Below are 16,828 nucleotides of genomic sequence, written 5' to 3' on the forward strand. Positions count from 1 at the left end.
GCCGTCCGCCCCGACCGGTCAGGGCAGCGTGGCCGCCAGGCTCACCGCCTCGCTGAGGGTGTCGGCGACCGGGTGGCCGGAGGCACGCAGCCGTGCCGCGTCGGTGAACCCGCCGGTGTAGAGGACGGCGCGGCCCCCCACCGACACGGCGGCGTCGGCGTCGTCGACGGAGTCCCCGATCAGCACCACGTCCCGGCCGTCCACGCCCAGCTCCGTCAGGTGCCGCCGGAGGGACTCGGCCTTGCGGTCCCCGCCGACGCTCGCCCGCAGCCCGTCCACCCGGACGAAGTGCCCGGCGAGCCCGTACGTGTGCACGGTCGGCACCAGCTCCTCGTGGAACCACATGGACAGCAGCGACTGGCTGCCCGGCCAGGCCGCCATCGCGACGGTGGCGTCGTGCGCCAGCTCGCAGGTCGTCAGCCCGGTGCGGTACGCGTCGTGGAAGATCCGGTCCAGCCGGCCGAACGCGTCGTCGTCGACCGCCCGGCCGAGCACCTCCGCGTAGTAGTCGGCGATCGGCCGGCGGAACCGCACCCGGTGCTCGTCGGCGGTCACGGCGGGCCCGCCGACGCTGGCGAAGGCGGCATTGGTGCAGTCGACCACCAGGCTCAGGTCGTTGAGCAGGGTGCCGTTCCAGTCCCACACCAGGTGGTTGCGCGCAGGGGTCATCAAAGCACCCTAACGCCTGGTGTCACAGCTGCGGCGTGGTCAGGTCCCGCAGCAGCCGCTCCTCCTCCACCCGCCAGTAGCCGTGCTCCTTGCCGTCGAGCAGCACCACGGGCAGCCGGTCGCCGTACTCGCGTTCCAGCTCGATGTCGTCGGTGACGTCCTTCTCGGTCCACCGGTCCCCGGTGACCGCCACCACCCGGTCCAGCGCCAGTTTCGCCTCGTCGCAGAGGTGGCAGCCGGGGCGGGTGATCAGGGTGAGTCGGGGCTCACGCATCGGTCTCCTCCGTCGTGCTGGCGCCGGCCGGGGCCGGCGGGCGGGTCTCCGGCGACGCCGCCGGGGACGGCACCGGGGCCGTCGGGGACGACGCCGTCCGGAGCAGGGTCTTGCGTACCTTGCCGATCACCGAGTGCGGCAACTCGTCGACGAACTCGACGGCGGTCGGGCACTTGAACCGGGCCAGGTTGCGGGCGCAGTGGGCGAGCAGCTCCTCACCGGTCACCGGACGTCCCGGTGCCGGCACCACGTACGCCCGGACAGTCTCGCCGGTCCGCGGGTGCGGCACACCCAGTACCGCCGACTCGGCCACCCCCGGGTGCGCGGAGAGCACCAGCTCGACCTCGTGCGGGTACACGTTGAACCCGTTGACCAGGATCAGCTCGCCGATCCGGTCCACCAGGAAGAGGTCGCCGTCGGAGTCGGCGTACGCCACGTCGCCGGTGGCCCACCAGCCGTCGGCGTCCGGGCCGCCCCGGCCGTCCGGCCAGTAGCCGGAGAAGACGTTCGCCCCGCGCACCACGACCTGGCCCGGATCGGTGCCCGGCGTGCCGTCGGAGAGGTCCAGCTCGTCGGCGTCGTCGTCCGGCTCGGCCACGCCGTCGTGCCACAGGTCGGCCCCGTCCGTCCCGACCAGACGCAGCTCGACGCCGGGCAGCGGCCGGCCGATCGAGCCGGCCTTCGGCTCCCCGCCGACCAGGGTGGAGGTCAGCACCGGCGCGGTCTCGGTCAGGCCGTACCCGACGTGCACCGGGCGACCGGCGACCTCGGTGAAGCGCGCCGCGACGGCCGGCTCCAGCGGTGCCGCGCCGCAGACCGCGACCCGGACCGACGTCATCGCCGCGGCGAGGGCGGCGGCGTCCGCCGTGGACCAGGCGGCCACCATCGACGGTACGCCGACCAGCACGGTGACCCGGTGCCGGGCGATCACGGCCAGCCCCGCGTCGGAACCGAGGTCGTCGACGAGCACCCCGGTCGCGCCATGGTGGACGACAGCGCCCAGCCCCGCGTTCAGCCCGTACGCGTGGAACAGCGGCAGCGCCAGCAGCACGGTGTCGTCCGGGCCGACGACGGGCGGGTCGATGCGGCCGACCTGCTCGTGGTTGGCCGCCAGCGCCCGGTGCGTCAGCATCGCGCCCTTCGGCCGCCCCTCGGTGCCGGACGTGTAGAGCAGCAGCGCCAGGTCGTCGCCGCCCCGGTCGGGGAACGGGTGCGCGGCGTCGGCCACCGGCGGCGCGGTGTGCACGGCGACGAGCGCGGGCAGGTCCCCGGCGGCGTCGCCGACCAGGTCGCGCACCCGCTCGGTGCAGATCAGCACCGAGGCGCCGGAGTCGGCCAGCACGTGCCGCAGCTCGGGGGCGGTGAGGCCGGGGTTGACCGGCACCGCGACCAGCCCGGCGCGCAGCGCGGCCAGGCAGCCCACCACGAAGTCCGGCGAGTTGCCGAGCGCGACGGCGACCCGGGGCGGGTGCGGGTCGGCGGCCCCCGGCGTCGGGCCGGGCCCGGCGGGTCGCACCCCGGTCAGGGCCGCCAGGGCGTGGGCGGTGGCCGTCACCGACGCGTCCAGTTCGGACCAGGTGATGGTCCGCTCACGCCAGTGCAGCGCGGGTCGGTCGCCGTGGGCGGCGGCCGCCCGGTGGAGCCGCTCGACGAGGGTCGAGGCGGAGCTGTCGGTTGCGTCCTGCACGGTGGCTGAGTCTGGCACAGCGCGGGGCCTGCGGGCCATGCCCGCCGGAGGCCGACGGGACACCCCGGCCGGCGGGAACGGCGGCCCGGACAAGTCCCGTCGACAGGACCACCGGCGGGTGCGGGCGTGACGGAACCGGTCCCGTCCACAGGACACGCCGGGCGGTGCCGGGACCGCCGGACGGTCCTGGGCCGACACCCGCGCCGCCGGCCCGCCCGATCCCGCGACGCACGCGCTGACCTGGAATTTCATTCGCGATCACGCGGTAATCCGAAAGTCAACCGCACACGACGGACAACCGGTCCGCCAGTTGTGCGACGCGGCGGGAAATACTTCCGCCCTGTGTAACGGACTTGCCACGCGTGGGTGACGTTGGCCCTATCATCACTCGGGTCGGCTCACCCCATTTGCCGTGAGTCGACACCCCTCAGCCCGAGGAGGCCCCCGTGCCTGTGAGCGCATTGGACCAGCACCTCAAGGGGATCTGCCGCCCGTCGGCACACCCCGAGCCAGCCCTGCCCGGCCGTCCCGGCCGGGCCACGACGGCGACGCGCCGACCGGCGTGGTCGGCCGGCGGGACGGAGGCGGCGCGGTGACCACCTTCGGATACGCGGAACGGCCTGCCGGCCTGACCAACCCGGCGATCCGCGGGCCGCTCAACGAACGGCCCGCCGCCCGGAATCCGCTGGACGACACGGGCAGCCTCGCCGTCCGAGGGGAGGGCACGTCGAGCCGGACCCGCAGCCGGCCACACCAGAACGAGCCACCGCCGCGCTCCGCGACACCGGGCGGCAACGCCAAGCCGGCCGGCGGTCGGGTCGCCGTGCCCCGGCCCACCATGCCGGCGCAGGGCCGCCGCACCACGGAGCCGGCCAAGGCTCCCGACGAGTCGGGGGCGGAGACGGCGGTGATCCCGGCGGTGCCGGCCGCCGCCGCGCCGGTCAACACCTCGACGGGCTTCCCCAGCCGCCCGGACCCGTCCGACCCCGCCACCGAGGTCTGGGCGCTGGTCGAGCGGGCCCAGGCCGGCGAGTCCGAGGCGTTCGGGCTGATCTACGACCGGTACGTCGACACCGTGTTCCGGTTCGTCTACTTCCGGGTGGGCAACCGGCAGCTCGCCGAGGACCTCACCTCCGACACCTTCCTGCGCGCCCTCAAGCGGATCGGCAGCTTCACCTGGCAGGGGCGCGACCTGGGCGCCTGGCTGGTCACCATCGCCCGGAACCTGGTGGCGGACCACTTCAAGTCCGGCCGCTACCGGCTGGAGGTCACCACCGGGGACGTGCTGGACGCCGACCGCGAGGACCGGGGCCCGGAGGGCAGCCCGGAGGCGGCGGTCGTCGAGCACATCACCAACGTGGCCCTGCTCAGCGCCGTGAAGCAGCTCAACCCGGAGCAGCAGGAGTGCATCGTGCTCCGCTTCCTGCAGGGCTTCTCCGTGGCCGAGACGGCCCGCACGATGGGCAAGAACGAGGGCGCGATCAAGGCTCTCCAGTACCGCGCCGTACGCGCGCTGGCCCGGCTGCTGCCGGACGGCTTCCAACCGTAGTCCCGGCCGGGAAGAACGCCGTGCATCGATCGATGTAGGCGCAGCTCCGTGACGTCGCGGACCCGTGACAGCGATCACTTTGCGTGATTTCGCCTCCGCCGGCCCCGTAACCCATGTCCGGTGCGGACCGTTTCTCCGGGTGCGACCGGTGGTGGCCCGGCATCCCCCGGGCCCCCGAGGCCCGGCAGCGCGGCCGGCCACGACCTTCGTCCGTGGTGTCACGCCGTCACCGGTCGCTGTCGAAGACAGCGGCCGACCGGCCGCGACCAGCGAGAGGAGGTGCCCGCGGTGGACAGCAACCTCTTCTCCCGTCGGCGCGCGGAGCGCTTCGCGCAGCTTCTCGACGAGGCCAACGGGGGCCGGCGACACCACGTCCGTTCCCGGGCCGACGACCAGTTGGCCGCGCTCGTCGCGGTGGGTCAGCGGCTGCCCGCCGCCCCGCCCGCCGTGGAGGTGGACCCGGAGTTCCGGACCGGGCTGCGGGCCATGCTGCTGGCCACGGCCGAGCGCGAGGGCATCGGTGCCCCGGCCGCCGTCACCGCCGAGCCGTCGTCCCGGCGCTCCGCCGCCGACGCCGGCCGCAACCGGCTGCTGCCGGCGGTGACCGCCCGCCGGGCCCGTGCCCGGGGCGCCATCCTGGTCGGCGTCGCGGCCGGTGCCGTCGCCCTCTCGGGGATCTCGGCCGCCAGCGAGAACGCCGTACCCGGTGACGCGCTGTACGGCATGAAGCGCTCCACCGAACGCGCCCAGCTCGCGCTGGCCAGCTCGGACGTCAGCCGGGGCCAGCTGTTCCTGGACTTCGCCCGTACCCGGCTCGCCGAGGCGGCCGCGCTGCGCGGCGACGAGGACGGCTTCAGCGCGGTGCTGGACGACATGGACGCCGACACCCGCCAGGGCGTACGCCTGCTGACCACCGCCGCGACGCAGCGCTCGGACCCGGCGGCCCTGGACGCGGTCAACTCCTTCCTCACCGGCCAGCGCCGGGCGGTCGGCGGGCTCCTCGACGACGCCAGCCGGGCCGACCGCGACCGCACCCGCCGCTCGCTCGCCCTGCTCGACGCGGCCCGCAAGCGCTCCGACGCGCTGCGCGCGGCGATCGCCTGCGGCCGGCCCGCACCCGTCGGCAGCGACGCCCTCGGCCCGGCCCCGGCCACCTGCCCCGGCGACCGCTGAACCGGCGTCGGCCGAACCGGCCGAGACGTCCGCGCCACACTTCTCCCCATGGACGGCCGTCCGCCACGCGCACCCGGATACCCTCGCGGAAGCACACGTCGCGCCGGTCCAGCGGAGGGAGGTCGCGTGGCCCGCAGCCGCAAGGTGACCGTCAGCACCGACGCCCACGGTCACACCGCCGGCTGGGCGGAGACCGACTTCGCGCCCCTCGCTCCCCCGGAACCCGATCCGACCGCGGCGGCCTTCTTCGACGTCGACAACACGATGATGCGGGGCGCGTCGATCTACTGGTTCGCCCGGGGCCTCGCCGCGCGCGACTACTTCACCACCGCGGACCTGGCCCGGTTCGCCTGGCAGCAGCTGCGGTTCCGGCTGCTCGCCACCGAGCACGCCGGCGACATGTCGCAGGCCAAGGAGGCCGCCCTCGCCTTCGTCGAGGGCTGGCGGGTGGACGACGTGGAGCGCCTCGCGGAGGAGATCTTCGACGAGCTGATGGCGCCCCGGATCTGGTCCGGCACCCGCCAGCTCGCCCAGCGTCACCTGGACGCCGGCGAGCGGGTCTGGCTGGTCAGCGCCGCGCCGGTGGAGATCGGCCGGGTGATCGCCGCGCGGCTGGGCCTGACCGGTGCGGTCGGCACGGTCGCCGAGGTCGTCGACGGCGCGTACACCGGCCGGCTGGTCGGCGACCTGATGCACGGCCCGGCCAAGGCGGAGGCGGTCACCCAGCTCGCCGCCGTCGAAGGGCTGGACCTGCGCCGCTGCACCGCCTACAGCGACTCGTGCAACGACCTGCCGATGCTCTCGATGGTCGGCCGGGGCGTGGCGGTGAACCCGGACGCGGCCCTGTTCAAGGAGGCCCGGCAGCGCGGCTGGGACGTCCGCGACTTCCGCACCGGCCGCCGCGCCGTCAAGATCGCCGTGCCGTCCACCGCCGCGGCCGGCCTGATCGCCGGGGCGGTCGGCGCCGGCCTGGCGCTGCACCGCCGCCGCCGCGACGGCTGAGCGGGCCGTGTCCGGGCCGGCCCGGTGCGGACGCCCCGACCCGCCTCAGTACGGGTAGCGGGCCGGGGCCGGAACGCCGCGCTGGCGCCGCAGCTCGACCGCCCGCTTCTCCTTGCGGATGATGGCCACGGCATACCAGGTGAACGCAGCCGACACCAGCGCCAGCGGGACGGCTCCCCAGAAGGGCCGGCCCTGCGCCCACGAGATGGGCAACGTCAGCGCCAGGGCCACGGTGAACGCGGTGAACACGACGGCGAGGACTCGCAGCCCGCCCACGGTACGCACCATGACGCCTGGTCCGCCCCCGACGAAGCCGACCTCCTCCGGCCGGTACAGGGTCAGCTCCCCGTCGACGGTGCGCATCAGACGCCACGCCTCCCCGCGCTCCCGAAGACGTTGGTACTCGGCTCGGGCGGCCTCGTCGCGAGCCGCCCGTCCGGCGTCGTCTGCGGTCACCGTCTCAGTCCTTCCGCCACCGGTGGCGCCTCTCGGTCGGCCCACCTCGCTCGGCACGCCCGCAGGCTGGGCGTATGCGAACCAACTGTGTCACGGGCTGCCTCCACGGCCGCCCGGCAGTGAGAGCAGCCACACCGAGGTCCGGACCGAGGCGTGCCGGGCAGGCGCCGGGGCAGCAGCGCTGCGACCAGTACGGGCAGCGTCCGGCTACGCGCCGTCCCCGACGACCGGGATCCGCGAGACGGGACCTAGGGGCCGAACGGGTCGGGGCGCCGCTCCAGCAACTGGTGCAGGGTCTGCTGGATGGTCTCCCGCACCTGGTCCGCGAGGTTGAACACGACCAGCGGGTCGTCGGCGGAGTCGATCAGGTGCGCGGTGGGGATCGGCGGGCAGAACTCGATCAGCCACTTGCTCGGCAGCGGCACCATGCCGAGCGGCCCCAGCAGGGGGAAGGTCGGCGTGACCGGGAAGTAGGGCAGCTTGAGCAGCCGTGCCAGGGGCTTGATGTCGGCGAGCATCGGATAGATCTCCTCGCCGCCGACGATGGCGACCGGCACGATCGGGGTGCCGGTGCGCAGCGCCGCCGAGACGAACCCGCCCCGGCCGAAGCGTTGCAGCTTGTAGCGCTCGGAGTAGAGCTTGCCGATGCCCTTGAAGCCCTCGGGGAAGACGCCGACCAGCTCGCCGTTGCCGAGCAGCCGCTCGGCGTCCGGGTTGCAGGCGACCGTCCCGCCGGTCTTGCGGGCGAGCTCGGAGACCACCGGCATCCGGAAGACCAGGTCGGCGCCGAGCAGCCGCAGGTAGCGGCGGGCCGGGTGCTGGTCGTGCAGCGCGGCCGAGAGGATCAGCGCGTCCAGCGCCACGGTGCCGGAGTGGTTGCCCACCACCAGACCGGCGCCCTCGGCGGGCACGTGCTCCAGGCCGGTGACCTCGGTGCGGAACCAGTCCCGGTAGAGCATCCGCAGCAGCGGGTGGAAGACCGCCTCGGTGATCTCGGGATCGAAGCCGAACTCGTCGACCTCGTAGTCGCCGGAGAGCCGACGACGCAGGAACGCCAGGCCCCTGGCGACCTTGCGGTCCCAGTGGTCGCCGGGCCGGTCCGGCACCGCCGGTCCGTTGGGTCCCGTGCCCGGCGCGCCGCCCGCCACGGTGGCCGGCTCGCCGGTGGCCCCGGGGTCGGGCTCGTCGGCGGTGGCCGGCGCGTCGCCCGCGACCGCCTCGTCGGTGGCGGACGTGTCGGGCTCGTCGGGCGTGCCGGGGTGGTGTCCGTTCGCCCGCGCGGGCTCCGCGTCCGGCGCGGCCACGGTCAGCGGTACGTCGTAGCGGCCGTCGCGCCGCTCCTCCGGCCCGTTCACGAGCCCTCCCGCACGGCCGCCCGGACCTGCCGGATCCCGTCCAGCACGAGCTGCTCCGCGACGGCCAGCTGGTCCCGGTTCACCACGACGCCGCCGTAGTGGGCGCGGATGAAGTCGTCGAAGGCGGCGGCGGTGGAGCGGGGCGTGAAGCCGTACTCCCGCTCCAGCCGGCTGGTGTCGACGACCCGGCCGTGCACGAAGAGGTCGACCTGGTCCAGGCCGTAGCGGCCGAAGCCGAGGTTGCGGGCGATCGCGGCGGCGCTGGAGAGGCCGGGCTCCAGCACCGGCACGGCGATCCGGCCGGCCCGGCGGATCGCCTGCGACAGGGAGAGCACGCCCGGCCCGGCCACGTTGTACGTCCCCGGGTGGTCCTCGACGATCGACCGGTGCAGCACCTCCAGCGCGTCGTCGAAGTGCAGGAACTGCAACCGGGGGTCCCGCCCGAACACGGTGGGCACCACCGGCCGGGAGAAGTAGCGGGTGAGGGTCGTGTCGGCGGTCGAGCCGATGAACGGCGCGAAGCGCAGCACGGTCGCGGTGACGTCGGGCCGCCGGCGGCGGAAGCCGCGCACGTACCCCTCGATGTCGAGGATGTCGCGGCCGAACCCACCGCGCGGCACCTCGCGCGGCTCGGTCTCCTCGGTGAAGACGGCCGGGTCGCGGAACGACGCCCCGTAGGCCGCCGTCGAGGAGCGGACCACGAGCTTGCGCAGCCGGGGGGCGCGCTGGCAGGCGGCGAGGAGCTGCATCGTGCCGATGACGTTCTGGTCCTTCATCGCCGAGCGTCCGCCGTGCTGCGGGTCCGGCGAGGTGACCAAAGCGAGGTGGACCACGGCGTCGACGTCGAGGTCGGCGAGGAGGCCGCCGAGCGAGCCGGCGTCGATGCGGACGCGCTCGACGCGGTCGAGCAGGTCGGCGACCTCGGCGCCGGGCTCGGGCTGGTCCACGCCGATGACCCGCTCGATGCGGGGGTCGGCCGCGAGCCGGGCGGCCACGTGCGCGCCGAGGTAGCGGCTGACCCCGGTGACGACGACGACCCCCGGGGCACCTGGGGTGCCACCGGGGGTCATGTCGCGCACCTTCCCCGGCAGGAGGGATCGAACCGGGAAATCCGCGGCGTGATCACCTGAGCCTCCGAGGGTCGACAGTTGGCAAGTGACGACGGGAGCCGGGCCGGGACCCGGCCCCGGTCACTTGCCGAGACGGCGACGCTGGACGCGGGTCTTGCGCAGCAGCTTGCGGTGCTTCTTCTTAGCCATGCGCTTGCGGCGCTTCTTGACCACCGAGCCCATACGAAAGCCTTTCGATGCAACGTGCGGGGCGACCGGATGACGCCACGGTGTGGCGTCGGCGACCGCTTGCGGACAACGGACCGGACCAGCGGGGTAAGCGGCAGGGCGCACCTGCGGTCACGGTCGGGGTCCAGGGTAGCCGGAGAGCGTCAGCAGGACCAACGCGCCCCCGTCGATGCCCGTTACGTCGCGCTCGGACGACGGCCCGCGGGCGGGTCAGGCGGTTTCCTGGAAGGCGCCCCGCAGGTATTCGTGCACCGCGTGTTCGGGCACCCGGAACGACCGGCCGACCCGGACCGCGGTGAGTTCACCGCTGTGCACCAGGCGGTAGACCGTCATCTTCGACACCCGCATCACCGTCGCCACCTCGGCGACGGTGAGGAACTTGACCTCCGACAGCCGTCCGTCGGACTGCGACCCGGCCATGGCTCACCGACCAATCCCATGCCCGGCGCGTGCCACCGGACGGGTTCGTCCCGCCCGGACCGGCGACGCGCGTGTTACCAGTACGGTAGCGGGACGGCTGTGACCGGCGCGATCCCTTCGTACAACTGATCATGATTCTCGCCGGTGTCCACCCGACCGGTCGGTTCGTTGTCGAACCTGTTGCGCCCGGCGTCCGATCGGTCCTCATCCGGGAACACTCCGCCCGGTCCGGGGCGGGTCGGGACCGCTGCCCGACGCTCCCGCAGGCCGCGACGGCCGGAGCCGGGGCCCGGCGCGGAAGGCGCCCGGTGGCTCCGGCGGCGCCACCGGAGCCACCGGGCGGGTGCCCCGGGCCGCTTCCGGACGCGGACCGGGGCTCCGCGCTGGGAGCGGACACCAGTGTGTCAGGTCGCCCGACGCGGCCCGACAGCGGTCGATCATGAATGCCGGGGCCGCCCGGACCGACACCAGCGGGGACCCACGCGCGCCGCCCGGCGCGTCAGCCGACCACGGCGCGGACGTACCCGACGCACTCGTCGTGCAGGGCGGACCAGGGTTCGCCGAGGACCCGCTCGGCCGCCTTGTCCACCGGCGTGCGCTCGTGCACCACGGCCGCGAAGAAGGCGAGCAGCCGCTCCGGGCCGAACCGGTCGACCAGGTGCCGGACAGCCAGGTAGGAGACCCCGTAGCTGCCGCTGACCCGGTCGGCCGGGGCGTCGTCGGCCGGGCTGAGGCTGTCGAGCCGGCCGTCCCAGCCGCCGCCGAGCAGGCGCCGCACCTCGTCCAGCCCGGCGTATCGGTCGATCGGCTCGCCGTCGGCGCCCGCGTACTCGGCCAGCCCCTCCACCAGCCACCAGGTGCCCTTGCCCGGGTAGCCCCGCTCGGGCAGGGAGGCGGCGTGGGTCAGCTCGTGCCGGAGCAGATCGTCCACCCCTCCGGCGACGAGCCCGTCGGCGTTGAGCACCACCTCGTGGTGGCCGCCGCCGACCGTGACCGCGTACCCGCCCGTCCACTTCGGCCGGCCGCCGCCGTACCAGCGCTGCCACTCGCCCCGGCCCGCGTAGAAGATCCGGTACCGGTCCGGTGTGCGGCCGTCCACCGCGTACGTGTCGGCGACCCGGGCGGCGGCCTCCGCCTGGGCCAGCAGGCCGGGCAGTTCCTTGCGCAGGGCGGCAGTGGTGGCCACGAGCGTACGCCGACCGACGGCCACGGCCAGCTCGCTGACCTCCCAGGGCCGGGTGCCGGTCTCGGCGGACCGGGACGGCTCCACGGCGAGCAGCCGGGGCCGCTCCCCCTCCCGCCACCGGGTGCCGGTCAGCACCGGGCTGGTGCGGCAGTCCGGCGTGACGAAGCAGTAGCGGAACTCGACCAGCAACCGCCACTCGCCGGGTCGGCCCTCCACCGGAGTGGGCAGGCCGTTGGCGTCGGCCTGCCAGGCGGTCACCCGCAGCGCGCGCAGCGCGGCGTACCGGCGGCGCAGGTCCGGATGCGCGACCGGCTCCGCGACCGCCAGGAACCCGGCACGGTCGCCGCCGAGCAGGGCGGCGGACTGCCGGGCCAGTTCCGCCGTCATGCGCTCACCGAGCCGGCGGGCGGCCGCGGTGGCGGGGTCGTCGGCCGGCGCGGCGGACGTCCCGGGGGCCGGCGGGTCACCGGCACGCACCAGGCCGGCCACCAGCGCCGCGGGCAGGCCGCAGGCCAGCACCAGCACGACCACCGCCAGCACCACCTCGAGCGGCCGGAGCCGCCGCGACGTCCGCGCGGGGCCCACCGCCGCCGGGACGGGCCCGACAAGCCCGTCCCCGGCCGCCGCGACAACCGGTGCGCCGGGAGCCGCCGGTCCGCCGGCGGCAGCAGTCGGTACGGGCGGCGCGGTCGGCGTGTCCACAACGGCCGGCACGGACGGCGCACTCGCCCCCGCCGGCACGGACGGCGCACTCGCCCCCGCCGGCACGGACGGCGCGCTCACAACCGCCGGCGCGGCGGGCTCGGCTCTCTCGGCGGGCTCGACCCCGTCGGCCGGCTCGGCCTCGGCAGTGAGCCCCGCCCGGTCAGCGGGCTCTGCCTCATCAGCCGGCTCGGCCTCGACGGTGGGCTCCGCGCGGTCGACGGGCTCGGCCTCGACAGCGGGCTCAGCCTCGACAATGGGCTCGGCGCCGTCAGCCGGCTCGGCCTCGACAGCGCGCTCAGCCTCGACAGCGGGCTCGGCCCGGTCAGGCGGCTCGGCCTTTGCTGTCGCGGTGGCCGGCGTGCCGTCCGTCACCGGTCGGCCGTCCGTGCCGGGCTGCCCGTCAGTCACCCGCCGAAGGGTACGACCATCGGGCCGCCCCGGCGACCACGGCCCGGCGAGCCACGCCGCCCGGCAGCCCCCGGGTGGTTCAGGCGGGGCGGCCCGTCAGGCGGAGCAGGGTGACGGTGACCGCCCACGCCACGACCAGCGCGACCCCGGCCAGCGGCAGCCCGCGCAGGGCGAGCATCCCGCCGCCCGCCACGAACCAGGCGGCCTGGAAGGCGTGCTTGCCCGCCGCCGGCAGCGGCACGCGGGCCTTCGGCGAGCCGAGGACGCCCCAGAGCGCGGCGAGCAGCAGCGGCACGGCGACGGCGGCGCCCACCCGGACCGGCGTCGCCGCGTCCAGGGTCCAGCCCCACCAACCGCCGACTGCCAGCACGGTCAGTTCCAGCAGGAAGAGCAGCAGCAGTCCCAGGGCCTTCACCGGCCTTCCCGCCGGGGCCAGGACCGCAGCGCGACGTCCAGCGCGGCGACCAGGTTGTCGAAGGAGGCGTCGACGGCGCGGGGCAGGCCGAACCCGCCGGCCGCCTCCAGCGAGACGAACCCGTGCAGGGTGCTGCGCAGCATCCGGGTCGCGTCGAGGGCGTCGTCGCCGTCGAGCCCGTAGCCCCGCAGTGCGGCCCGGATCGCCCCGACGGCCCGCTCGCCGGCGACGACGTGCTCCGGGTCGGTCGGGTCCGGCACCCGCTGGGTGGCCGGGTAGCGACCGGGGTGCCGGTGGGCGTACGCCCGGTAGGCGACGGCCACCGCCCGCAGCGCCTCCCCGCCGGCCCGGCCCGCGACGGCGGCGGTCAGTTCGTCGGCGAGTTCGGCGGTGGCCAGCGCGGAGAGCTTCTGGGCGAGCGCGTCGGCCCCCCGGACGTGCTTGTAGAGGCTCGGCAGCGCGACGCCGAGCCGGTTGGCCAGCGCGGCGAGGGTGAGCTGGTCGGCGCCGACCTCGTCGGCGAGCCGGGCCGCCTCGCGCACCACGCTCCCCTGGGTCAGCCCGGCCCTAGGCACCGGTGACCGCCAGGAACTCGGTGAGCTGGGCGGCGGTGCGCGCCGGCTGGTCGGCGTGCGGGTAGTGGCCGGAGTCGTCGATCATCCGCGCCTCGGCGGTGGCGAAGAGCCGGCGGGCCGCCCGTGCCCCGGCGCCCGGGTCGGGGAAGTCCGGGTCCTTCGTGCCCATCAGCACCAGCACCGGCTGCCGGACCTCGCGGGCGCGGGCGGTCCAGTGCGGCTCGGCCGGCGCGAGCACGCCGCGCATCGCCGCCATCCGGCCGGGCTCGCGCAGGGTGGCGACCATCGCCCTGCGGTACGCCGCGTCGTCGGCCGGCCGGTCGCACGGGAAGAGCGTGCGGTGGAACAGCCCGAAGATCCGGGGGCTGCGCAGCACGGCGGTCTGGATCACCCGCGTGAACGGGTTGAGCTTCGGCTCCTCGACGAACGGGGCGACCTGGACGATGCCGTCGACCAGGGCGGGGGCGTCGGCGGCGGCGAAGACCACGGCCGCCGCGCTGGACGAGCTGCCGACCAGGGTGGCCGGCCCGCCGCCCAGGTCGCGGACCACCGCGAGCAGGTCGGCGCCGACCTCCGCCGGGGTGTACGACGGCCAGCCGGCGCTGGACGCGCCGTGCCCCCGGACGTCCACCGACGCCACCCGGTGCCCGGCCGCGACGAGCAGCGGGACCAGGTGGCGGAAGGAGCCGCGGTTCTCCCCCACACCGTGCGAGAGGACGACGAGCGGCCCTTGCCCGTGCACCTCGTAGGCGATCCGCCCGCCGTCGCGCTCCACGCAGCTAACTGTCATAACCAAAAAGCTAATGCAATTAGCCAACGGCGTCAAGGGCTTGACCTCACGACGGCTTCAGGTCGCACGATCCGCTCATGCCACTCACCCGCGCCACCGCCCCGCACCTGCGCATCGCCCGCCCGAGCCGCGACCTGGCCGCCGCCGAACGCTTCTGGGTCGACGGGCTCGGCCTCGACGTGCCCTGCTGGTGCTCTACCTCGACGGCCCCGTCGACGACGAGCTGGCCCGGGAACTCGAACGGGCCGGCGGGACGAGGGTCTCCGCCGGCCCGTACTGGGACCGCTGGGGGTGACGGTGGCCGATCCGGACGGCTACCGCCTGGTGCTGAGCACCCGGGGCTGGTCGAACGGCTGACTCACTTCTTCGACATCACGGCCCGGCCGAAGAACATGAGGTTGGCCGGGCGCTCGGCGAGCCGGCGCATCAGGTAGCCGTACCAGTCCTCGCCGTAGGGCAGGTAGACCCGCACGGTGTAGCCCTCGCCGGCCAGCCGGGCCTGCTCCTCCGGCCGGATGCCGTAGAGCATCTGGAACTCGAACCGCTCGGGGCCGCGGTCGAACCAGCGGGCCCGGTCCTCCCCGATGGCGATCAGGCGGGGGTCGTGGGTGGCCAGCATCGGGTAGCCGTCGCCGGACATGAGGATGTTCATGCACCGCACGTAGGACTTGTCCACCTCGCGCGCGGACTGGTAGGCCACCGACTCCGGCTCCTTGTACGCGCCCTTGCACAGCCGCACCCGGGAACCAGCCGTGGCCAGCTCGCGGCAGTCCGACTCGGTGCGCCGCAGGTACGCCTGGAGCACGGCGCCGGTCGACGGGTGGTCCTTGCGCAGCTTGGCGAGGATGTCCAGCGTCGAGTCGGTGGTGGTGTGGTCCTCCATGTCCAGGGTGACCGTGGTGCCCGCCTCCTCGGCGGCGGCGCAGATCGCCCGCGCGTTGTCGTAGGCGAGCTGCTCGTCGAACATCTGGCCGAGCGCCGACAGCTTGACGCTCACCTCGGCGGCCGGGGTGAGCCCCGCGCCGGAGAGCAGCTTCAGCAGCCCGACGTACTCGTCGCGGGTGGCGGTGGCCTGCTCGGGGGTGACGGTGTCCTCGCCGAGGTTGTCGAGGGTGACCGCGAGACCGTCGTCGACGAGTTCGCGGGTCGCGCGCAACGCGTCGTCGGTCTTGGCGCCGGCGACGAACCGGCGGACGAGGTCCCGGGTGAACGGGGCCGTCGCGACGAGCCGCTCGACCTGGGGTGACCGGGAGGCGGCGAGGATGACGGTACGGAGCATGGACCGAGCGTAACGCCCACCGGTGGCCCCGCGCGGGGCAGCGGGGGGAGCCTCGGTCGCCAGGTCCCAACACCGTCACAGGCACCGCCCGGGGGCGGACGGCGGTGGACCCGATCGGTTACAACGATGACGTGGAACATCGCCCCCGCCGCCGGCTCCGGTCGGCCTCCGTGCAGCTCGGCGCGCTCACCGTCCTCGCGCTCACCCTCTCCGGCTGCAACATGTCCTCGGACGACGACGATGACGACTGCGCGCTCGGCCCCGTGGGCGGCGGCGAGACGGTGGCCCTGGCGCTGCGGGCGCCCACGGTGACCGCCGGGCGCACCGCGCCGGAGCCGGCCGCCGCGGCGGTGCCCGACCGGGGCGGCTTCGGCACCCACCTCGCCTCCTGCGGCGGCTGAGGTGCGCCGGGAGTCGGTCACCCCCCGCCCGGACTGGGACGCCACGATCCGCTCACAGGGCCTGGTGTACGTCGACACCGAGCTGCCCGACGGCGGCATCATGTCGTACTGGGACGAGACCGGCGCGTACGCGTTCGAGCTGGACGAGGTGCTGCGGCTGGAGGAGGCGACCGAGGAGCTGCACCGGATGTCGGTCGCCGCCGCCGAACACGTCGTCGCGCGGCACCGCTACGCCGAGTTCGGCATCCCGGCCTGGGCGGCCGAGGCCGTGGCGCGGTCGCTGCGCGAGGCGCCGCCCACCCTCTACGGGCGCTTCGACCTCGCCTACGACGGCACCTGGCCGCCGAAGCTGCTGGAGTACAACGCCGACACCCCCACCGCGCTGGTCGAGGCGAGCATCATCCAGTGGTACTGGCTGGAGCACACCCGGCCGGAGCTGGACCAGTGGAACAGCCTGCACGAGCGCCTCGTCGGCGCCTGGGCGAAGATCGGCGCGGGGCTGCACGACCGCCGGGTGCACGTGGTCTGGTCGAACGAGGAGGAGTCCGGCGAGGACCACATGACCGCCGGCTACCTCGCCGAGACCGCCCGCCAGGCCGGGCTGGAGGTCACGCTCCAGCCGATCCAGCGGCTCGGCTGGGACGGCCGCCGCTTCGTCGACGCGACCGACCAGCCGGTCACCACCTGCTTCAAGCTCTACCCCTGGGAGTGGATGCTCGCCGAGCCGTACGGGCCGCTGGCGCTGGAGCCGGGCACCCCGACGACCTGGATCGAGCCGGCCTGGAAGCTGCTGCTGTCGAACAAGGCGCTGCTCGCCGTGCTCTGGGAGCTGTACCCCGGCCACGAGCTGCTGCTGCCGGCGTACCTCGACTCGCCGCGCGGCATGCCGGAGTACGTGGCCAAGCCGCTGCTCGGCCGCGAGGGCGGCTCGGTGCGGATCGTCACCGGCGACACCGAGATCACCAACCCGGGGATCTACGGCGACGAGGGCTGGTGCTACCAGGAGTTCCGGGCGCTGCCCGAGTTCGCCGGCAACCGGATGGTGCTGGGCAGCTGGATCGTCGACGGCGAGTCGGCCGGGGTGGGGGTGCGGGAGAGCACGAGCCTCATCACCGACGGCTACGCGCGGTTCCTGCCGCACTACATCGACGCGCCACGCATCCCCTGAGTCGTCTACGGTTGTGGG

At 74.9% G+C, this 16,828-nt stretch carries 18 protein-coding genes and 2 pseudogenes; 6 read left to right on the forward strand and 14 right to left on the reverse strand.

Translation table 11 applies throughout. The features are described from left to right. Window positions 1-18: 18 nt before the first annotated feature. Genes AB0883_RS06600 through AB0883_RS06610 form a run of 3 tightly spaced genes read right to left on the reverse strand, consistent with a single transcriptional unit; the run spans window position 19 to window position 2,630 of the window. On the reverse strand, window positions 19-669 hold the full coding sequence (locus AB0883_RS06600) for an HAD hydrolase-like protein (protein WP_366639924.1): 651 nt from the start codon (window positions 667-669) through the stop codon (window positions 19-21). A gap of 22 nt (window positions 670-691) precedes the next feature. Continuing rightward, window positions 692-943: a glutaredoxin family protein gene (locus AB0883_RS06605; protein ID WP_121399981.1), complete on the reverse strand. Its 252-nt coding sequence runs from the start codon at window positions 941-943 to the stop codon at window positions 692-694. Then, window positions 936-2,630, reverse strand: coding sequence for an AMP-binding protein (locus AB0883_RS06610; protein ID WP_366639925.1), 1,695 nt, complete (start codon window positions 2,628-2,630; stop codon window positions 936-938). The genes AB0883_RS06605 and AB0883_RS06610 overlap by 8 nt, the downstream gene beginning before the upstream one ends. Window positions 2,631-3,222: 592 nt before the next feature. Here AB0883_RS06610 and AB0883_RS06615 point away from each other — a divergent pair. The 3 genes from AB0883_RS06615 (at window position 3,223) to AB0883_RS06625 (ending at window position 6,354) form a co-directional block, all read left to right on the forward strand. Beyond that, window positions 3,223-4,179, forward strand: coding sequence for an ECF subfamily RNA polymerase sigma factor, BldN family (locus AB0883_RS06615; RefSeq protein WP_366639927.1), 957 nt, complete (start codon window positions 3,223-3,225; stop codon window positions 4,177-4,179). 288 nt (window positions 4,180-4,467) lie between these two features. Beyond that, window positions 4,468-5,352, forward strand: coding sequence for a DUF5667 domain-containing protein (locus AB0883_RS06620; protein WP_366639929.1), 885 nt, complete (start codon window positions 4,468-4,470; stop codon window positions 5,350-5,352). A gap of 126 nt (window positions 5,353-5,478) precedes the next feature. After that, window positions 5,479-6,354, forward strand: coding sequence for an HAD-IB family hydrolase (locus AB0883_RS06625; protein WP_366639931.1), 876 nt, complete (start codon window positions 5,479-5,481; stop codon window positions 6,352-6,354). A gap of 45 nt (window positions 6,355-6,399) precedes the next feature. On the opposite strand, the gene AB0883_RS06630 is transcribed toward AB0883_RS06625, so the two are convergent. The 10 genes and pseudogenes from AB0883_RS06630 to AB0883_RS06675 all read right to left on the reverse strand — a co-directional run bounded on the left by AB0883_RS06630 (window position 6,400) and on the right by AB0883_RS06675 (window position 13,962). Continuing rightward, window positions 6,400-6,810, reverse strand: a complete 411-nt coding sequence (locus AB0883_RS06630) for a hypothetical protein (protein ID WP_366639933.1) — start codon at window positions 6,808-6,810, stop codon at window positions 6,400-6,402. Between the two features lie 248 nt (window positions 6,811-7,058). Further along, window positions 7,059-7,958, reverse strand: a complete 900-nt coding sequence (locus tag AB0883_RS06635; RefSeq protein ID WP_366640320.1) for a lysophospholipid acyltransferase family protein — start codon at window positions 7,956-7,958, stop codon at window positions 7,059-7,061. A 203-nt stretch (window positions 7,959-8,161) separates the two neighbouring features. Continuing rightward, on the reverse strand, window positions 8,162-9,235 hold the full coding sequence (locus tag AB0883_RS06640; protein ID WP_366639935.1) for an NAD-dependent epimerase/dehydratase family protein: 1,074 nt from the start codon (window positions 9,233-9,235) through the stop codon (window positions 8,162-8,164). A 120-nt stretch (window positions 9,236-9,355) separates the two neighbouring features. Continuing rightward, the gene (locus tag AB0883_RS06645) at window positions 9,356-9,457 is read right to left on the reverse strand and encodes an AURKAIP1/COX24 domain-containing protein (protein WP_007465623.1); all 102 of its coding nucleotides are present in this window, start codon (window positions 9,455-9,457) and stop codon (window positions 9,356-9,358) included. Window positions 9,458-9,673: 216 nt separating this feature from the next. Further along, window positions 9,674-9,883 (reverse strand): helix-turn-helix domain-containing protein, encoded by a 210-nt coding sequence (locus AB0883_RS06650; RefSeq protein WP_007465625.1) that lies wholly within the window; start codon window positions 9,881-9,883, stop codon window positions 9,674-9,676. A gap of 301 nt (window positions 9,884-10,184) precedes the next feature. After that, a pseudogene (locus AB0883_RS06655) lies at window positions 10,185-10,331 on the reverse strand (ABC transporter ATP-binding protein); the annotation flags it as partial. A 51-nt stretch (window positions 10,332-10,382) separates the two neighbouring features. Further along, window positions 10,383-11,609 carry a hypothetical protein gene (locus AB0883_RS06660; RefSeq protein WP_366639937.1) on the reverse strand — a complete coding sequence of 409 codons (1,227 nt, stop codon included), beginning with the start codon at window positions 11,607-11,609 and terminating at the stop codon, window positions 10,383-10,385. 652 nt (window positions 11,610-12,261) lie between these two features. Beyond that, window positions 12,262-12,597 carry a YrdB family protein gene (locus tag AB0883_RS06665; protein WP_366639939.1) on the reverse strand — a complete coding sequence of 112 codons (336 nt, stop codon included), beginning with the start codon at window positions 12,595-12,597 and terminating at the stop codon, window positions 12,262-12,264. After that, entirely contained in the window at window positions 12,594-13,139 is a 546-nt protein-coding gene (locus AB0883_RS06670; protein ID WP_366639941.1) for a WHG domain-containing protein, read from the reverse strand. Before AB0883_RS06670 ends, AB0883_RS06665 begins: the two co-directional genes overlap by 4 nt. Window positions 13,140-13,164: 25 nt before the next feature. Then, window positions 13,165-13,962: an alpha/beta hydrolase gene (locus tag AB0883_RS06675; protein ID WP_366639942.1), complete on the reverse strand. Its 798-nt coding sequence runs from the start codon at window positions 13,960-13,962 to the stop codon at window positions 13,165-13,167. 77 nt (window positions 13,963-14,039) lie between these two features. On the opposite strand from AB0883_RS06675, the pseudogene AB0883_RS06680 reads away from it, so the two are divergent. Continuing rightward, window positions 14,040-14,319, forward strand: a pseudogene (locus AB0883_RS06680) (hypothetical protein). A gap of 1 nt (window position 14,320) precedes the next feature. Here the strand turns inward: AB0883_RS06680 and AB0883_RS06685 are convergent. Beyond that, on the reverse strand, window positions 14,321-15,241 hold the full coding sequence (locus tag AB0883_RS06685) for a proline dehydrogenase family protein (RefSeq protein WP_121399992.1): 921 nt from the start codon (window positions 15,239-15,241) through the stop codon (window positions 14,321-14,323). Between the two features lie 131 nt (window positions 15,242-15,372). Here AB0883_RS06685 and AB0883_RS06690 point away from each other — a divergent pair, with 131 nt between their 5' ends. Both AB0883_RS06690 and AB0883_RS06695 read left to right on the forward strand, forming a co-directional pair. Further along, window positions 15,373-15,642 carry a hypothetical protein gene (locus AB0883_RS06690; protein WP_366639945.1) on the forward strand — a complete coding sequence of 90 codons (270 nt, stop codon included), beginning with the start codon at window positions 15,373-15,375 and terminating at the stop codon, window positions 15,640-15,642. Window position 15,643: 1 nt separating this feature from the next. Then, complete coding sequence (locus AB0883_RS06695; RefSeq protein WP_366639946.1) at window positions 15,644-16,810, forward strand: glutathionylspermidine synthase family protein; 1,167 nt, start codon at window positions 15,644-15,646, stop codon at window positions 16,808-16,810. The last annotated feature ends 18 nt before the right edge of the window (window positions 16,811-16,828 follow it).

Origin of the sequence: Micromonospora sp. NPDC047812 (assembly GCF_040704175.1) — a bacterium.
GTDB lineage: Bacteria > Actinomycetota > Actinomycetes > Mycobacteriales > Micromonosporaceae > Micromonospora.

What these genes read in the sequence shown, in the direction of transcription:
- AB0883_RS06600 (WP_366639924.1), bottom strand. Translation starts at nt 669, where the DNA reads ATGACCCCTGCGCGCAACCACCTGGTGTGGGACTGGAACGGCACCCTG.
- AB0883_RS06605 (WP_121399981.1), bottom strand. Translation starts at nt 943, where the DNA reads ATGCGTGAGCCCCGACTCACCCTGATCACCCGCCCCGGCTGCCACCTC.
- AB0883_RS06640 (WP_366639935.1), bottom strand. Translation starts at nt 9,235, where the DNA reads ATGACCCCCGGTGGCACCCCAGGTGCCCCGGGGGTCGTCGTCGTCACC.
- AB0883_RS06645 (WP_007465623.1), bottom strand. Translation starts at nt 9,457, where the DNA reads ATGGGCTCGGTGGTCAAGAAGCGCCGCAAGCGCATGGCTAAGAAGAAG.
- AB0883_RS06650 (WP_007465625.1), bottom strand. Translation starts at nt 9,883, where the DNA reads ATGGCCGGGTCGCAGTCCGACGGACGGCTGTCGGAGGTCAAGTTCCTC.
- AB0883_RS06675 (WP_366639942.1), bottom strand. Translation starts at nt 13,962, where the DNA reads ATGACAGTTAGCTGCGTGGAGCGCGACGGCGGGCGGATCGCCTACGAG.
- AB0883_RS06685 (WP_121399992.1), bottom strand. Translation starts at nt 15,241, where the DNA reads ATGCTCCGTACCGTCATCCTCGCCGCCTCCCGGTCACCCCAGGTCGAG.